A 4,994-nucleotide genomic window follows, 5' to 3' on the forward strand; every position below is an offset into this window, starting at 1 on the left:
GCGCCCGATCGAATCGATCGGGCGCGCATCTCGTGTGTGGAACCTGCACTAGGCGTGCCCGGTGGGCACCTCGGCCGTGTGCTGCTCCCAGTACGGGGCCTTCAACCGGCGCTTGAACAACTTGCCCGTGTCCTCCCGCGGCAGGGTGTCCTCGAACACGACCACCTTGGGCACCTTGTACCGGGCGAGGCGACCGGCGACGTGCGCGCGGATGTCGTCCTCGCCGAGCGCGGCACCCTCGTCCAACTGGACGTGAGCGGCGATGGCCTCGCCGAACTCCGGGTCGGGGATGCCGAACACGGCGACGTCGGCGACTCCGTCGAGGCCCAGGACGGTCGATTCGATCTCGACCGGATAGATGTTGACCCCACCGGAGATGATCATGTCGTTCCGCCGGTCGCTGAGATACAGGAATCCGTCCGCGTCGACACACCCGATATCACCGACGGTGACGCACCCGTCCTTCTCCATGGCGCGGCGCTTGGCATCATCGCCCAGATACGTGAAGTCGGGCCATGCGGAGAACGGTCGGAGGTAGATATCGCCGGGCTCACCGACGGCGGCCTCGCTGCCGTCCGCGGCGATGATCCGCACGGCGGCATCGGATACCGTCCTGCCCACCGTGCCGGGGTGAGCGAGCCACTCCTCGCTCGAACAGATCACGGCAGCACCGGATTCGGAACCGCCGTAGTACTCGTGGACGATCGGGCCGAACCAGTCGATGATCGCGCGCTTGACGTCGGGTGGGCACGGGGCGGCCGCATGGACGACGGCGGTCAGCGACGACAGGTCGTACCGCTCGCGGACATGGGCCGGCAGTTTCAGCAGGCGCACGAACATCGTGGGAACGGCCTGGACGTGTTCGATCCGGCGGTGCTCGATCACCCGGAGGAGTTCCTCCGGATCGAAGCGCGGCATGATCTCCACATCCATACCCAGCGCGAACGCGAACTGGAACTGCGTGTTCGGGGCGGTGTGGTACATCGGTGCGGCGACGAGCGTGGAACGTGCAGTGCCGAACGCGAACGCCGCGATCACCACCTCGTGCAGCGCGGCGACGTCCTGGGGAGCCGTCGGGCTGCGCAGGATCCCCTTCGGTAACCCGGTGGTGCCGGAGGTGTAGATGACGCTCATGGGCGGTTCGGTGATACCGGCCGTGTGCGGCTCGTGGACGTCGAGTAGTTCGTCGAGGTCCGGGTATCGTCCCGAGGCGGCGGGACGGTCGAATCCGTATGCGTCCGCCACGACCTGCGGCGTCCGCACTTCGACGATCGTGGTACCCGGCGGGAGAACCGCTTCGACCTTCGGGAGTAGGTCGGTGTGCACCAGCACCACCTTGGCGGCGCTGTCGCTGAGCACGTGACCGAGGTCGTCGGAGTTCCCGTGCCAGTTCGCAGGCACCGGAACCGCGCCGATCGCGGCGCCGGCGAGGGTGGCCTCGACGAAGCCGATCTCGTTGCGCATCACCAGCGCGTATCGGTCGCCGTGTCCCACGTCGAGTGCGGACAACGCCGAAGCCAATCGAGTGGCGCGCTCACGTATCTCCGCGTGGGTGCGAACGTCGTTGCCGCAACGGATGATTGGTTCGGTCGTTGTCATCGGTTTCCTTCCGTGTCGCGCACGATGCAGAGGGCGTCGACCGCTACGAGACCGTCCTCGGTGACGAGGAGCGGATTGACGTCGAGTGATTCGATCCAGCCGTGGCACGCGGCGGCCAGGCGCCCGAAGCCGACGAGAAGATCGGCGAGCTGCGCGAGGTGCCAGGGTTCGGATCCGCGATAACCGTGCATCAGGCGCAGGTCGCGGAACTCGTCGATGAGGGCCTCGGCGTCGGTGCGGGTCAACGGTGCCGGACGACCACCGACGCGTTCGAGTATCTCGACGAGGATGCCACCGATGCCCAGGACCACCATCGGCCCGAGCTCGCTGCGCCCCTCGATGCCGACCAGCAGTTCACCTCGGGCGGCCGTCATCGGCTGGATGGCCACGGTCTCGGGCAGCCCGTGGCGCTGCGCGATCGCGCGCATGTCGGCCACGGCGCGTTCGAGGTCGTCCCGCCCGACGTTCAGCGTGACGGCGCCCAACTCCGTCCGGTGGGGAACATCGGCGAGTTTCACCGCGTACGGTCCCGCGAAACCGGGCTCCACCTGCTCAGCGGTGTCGACCGTGCAATGCGGTGCCGTGGGTATGCCGAACCGGTCGAGCAGCGCCATGGCCTGGGTGAACGGCAGGAAATTCCGGCCGTCGCCGGCGTCGGGGAGCGGTCCGGTCGGGCGCGGGATGGGCGTCACCACGTCTGCCGGCGGGCGTGGTGTCTCACGGTCGCGGACGAACGTGCCCATCGTGTGCAGTCCGCGCAGCGTTCCGCGGAGCCCGTACCCGAGTGCGACGCTCCCATCGGAACCGATGACTTCCTGCGCATAGGCACCGACGGGGCCGGCGCCGGCCGCGATCGCGACAGGCTTTCCGAATCGGCGTGCAGCGACGGCAACGTCGTCGATGAGGCGGCGGTACATCGGGGAGTCGTCGCCCTCGCCCCACATGTTGACGAAGACGACGGCGTCGAGTTCGGGTGATCCGACGTAGCGGTCGACGATGTCCGTCCAGAACGTCGCGCCGAAGCCGGTGGTGTCGAGTGGGTTCGGGACGGTGATGCCCGGGATGGTGGAGCGCACCCAGTCGGCGAGGTCGTCCAGGGGCGGGAGGAGGAGACCTTCCGCTTCGGCGAGGTCGTAGGCCAGGGACGCGAACCCTCCGGTTCCGGCGACGACACCCAGGCGTTCGACCCTGTTCCACTTGGCGGGGTCGAGTTGGCCGACGAGCGACAGCCGGTCCACCAGTTCCTCGAGATCGTGGGCGAGCTGGATTCCTGCCTGGCGGAAGGCCACGTCGTAGGCCCAGGCGTTCCCGGCAAGCGCTCCCGTGTGCGAGGCCGCCATCTGCTGGGTCCGGCTGTTTCGTGCCAGTTTGAGTGCCACGATCGGCTTTCCGGCTGCGATGCATCGCCGGGCCGCGCGCAGGAACGCCTCGGGCCGGCGGATGCCCTCCACGATCAGTCCCACGGCGGCGGTCTCCGGATCGGAGGCCAGGAAGTCCACGTAGTCGGCGATGTCGGTGGTGACTTCGTTTCCAGCCGAGATCAATCGTGAGATACCCATGCCGGTGCGGGCGCGGGCGGCGATGGCGATGCCGCCGATCATCGCGCCGCTGTGGGAGACGATGGACACTCCGCCCGCCGGGGGCCGGTAGTCGGCCGAGGCGGTCAAGTTGAGACTGCGGGGAACACTGATGTATCCCAGGCTGTTCGGCCCGATCACGGACATCCCGCTGCGCTGTGCCGCGGCGGCGAGCCGACGCTGGAGGTCCTCCCCGTCCGCGCCTACTTCGCAGAAGCCGGCGGCGTAGATGACGAGTCCGCCGCAGTCGAGCGACGCGCATTCCTCGGCCAGGGCCACCGTCCGCTCTGCAGACATCACGGACAGGACCGCGTCGATCGGCTCCGGAACATCCGAGATGGAGCGATACGTCGGTACGCCGAGAACGGTGGGGGCCGTGGGGTGGACGAAGTACACGGTTGCGTCGCTGTCGAGCGTCGGCCGGATGAAGGGTGCAACCGGGGACTTGTCGCTCAGTCCGACGACCGCGATGGTTGCCGGGTTCAGCATGCGTTCGAGGGATGTGGCCGGGCGAACGTCGGATTCCGTTGTGCAGGAGGAACCGTCGTCCGAGATGAGGGTCATCGTTGTGGACCTCCGGTCGAGAGTGGGGATGTCGGGTCGAGTGCCCGGCCGTTGCGGGCCGGATGGCGATGCCGGTCCGGACCGGAACCGGCCCGCAGGGAAGAGCAGCAGCCGCGGGTACGGGCGGTGTAGTTGTGGCACGGACCCGGTGTGACGCGAGCCGTGCCGCTACCTGTTGAAATCTAGCCCGTGAACCCCCGTTATGGCCATACCCGGGGCCAGGAAGTACAAGTACTGGGAAAAGACTTCCACAGTTAGTGATAACTATGTAATATCGCTCACAACCCCACCGCGAGGCGGTGTCGGATTCGAAATCGATTTCGGAGGACAAATGGCCAGGACCGAAGCGCTCGCACGCGTCGAGAAGATGTACATCGAAGGCTTCCCCGACCCAGCGACGGCGACGGTGGACGACCTACGCGAGGCGTACGACCGACTGTTTCTGCAGTTCCCTCTCCCCGAGGGAGTCGAATCGGTCGAAGGCGAGGTCGGCGGCGTCCCCGTCCTGTTCATCGCCGCCGAAGGCGCCGTGAACGACAAGGTGCTCGTCTGGTTCCACGGCGGCGGGTTCATCATGGGCAGTGCCCGGGGCTTCCAGGAGCTCGGGCACACCCTGTCGCGTGCGTCCGGCGTGACCGTCGTTCTGCCCGACTACCGGCGTGCACCCGAGCACCCGTTCCCGGCTGCCGCCGAAGACGGTGCGGCCGTGCTGTCGGCGCTCGTCTCGGAGTACGGTGCAGGCAACGTTGTGCTCGGTGGCGACTCGGCCGGTGGCGGCCTGGCACTGTCCGCTCTCATCGCAGTGCGCGACAACGGCGAATCGCTACCTGCAGCAGCAGTATTCATTTCTCCGCTCCTAGATCTCACCGCGAGCGGCGACAGCGTTGACGAGTTCGACGGCAAGGACATCGCGGTCTCGCGCGGATCGATCGGTAACGTGAGCGAGGCCTACCTGCAGGGCCACGACCCGAAGGATCCGATCGCATCACCGCTTTTCGCCGACCTGCGCGACATTCCGCCCGCGCTCTTCCTGGTCGGTACCGGCGAGGTCCTCCTCGACGACTCCCGCCGGGCAACCGCCGCGATCGTCGACCGCGGTGGGTCGGCGAGCGTGTCCACCTACGACGACATGGTTCATGTGTGGCCGTTGTTCTCGTCGATTCTGCCGGAGGGTATCCAGGCCGCAGACGAGGCCGGAGCGTTCATCCGCAAGAACCTCGGGCTCTGACCTCCTGCCGAGCCCCACAGACACGC

Annotated in this window: 3 protein-coding genes; 1 reads left to right on the forward strand and 2 read right to left on the reverse strand. The window is 67.4% G+C overall.

Annotation, left to right across the window (positions count from 1 at the left end; translation table 11 throughout):
* Positions 1–48 precede the first annotated feature (48 nt).
* Positions 49–1,599 (reverse strand): AMP-binding protein, encoded by a 1,551-nt coding sequence (locus WAW17_RS22145; RefSeq protein WP_422335061.1) that lies wholly within the window; start codon positions 1,597–1,599, stop codon positions 49–51.
* The gene (locus WAW17_RS22150) at positions 1,596–3,740 is read right to left on the reverse strand and encodes an acetate--CoA ligase family protein (RefSeq protein ID WP_422335062.1); all 2,145 of its coding nucleotides are present in this window, start codon (positions 3,738–3,740) and stop codon (positions 1,596–1,598) included. Before WAW17_RS22150 ends, WAW17_RS22145 begins: the two co-directional genes overlap by 4 nt.
* A gap of 331 nt (positions 3,741–4,071) precedes the next feature.
* Between WAW17_RS22150 and WAW17_RS22155 the strand changes: the two genes are divergently transcribed.
* Positions 4,072–4,968 carry an alpha/beta hydrolase gene (locus tag WAW17_RS22155; RefSeq protein WP_422335063.1) on the forward strand — a complete coding sequence of 299 codons (897 nt, stop codon included), beginning with the start codon at positions 4,072–4,074 and terminating at the stop codon, positions 4,966–4,968.
* The last annotated feature ends 26 nt before the right edge of the window (positions 4,969–4,994 follow it).

The sequence above is a fragment of the Rhodococcus sp. (in: high G+C Gram-positive bacteria) genome (assembly GCF_049286785.1).
GTDB lineage: Bacteria > Actinomycetota > Actinomycetes > Mycobacteriales > Mycobacteriaceae > Rhodococcus_F.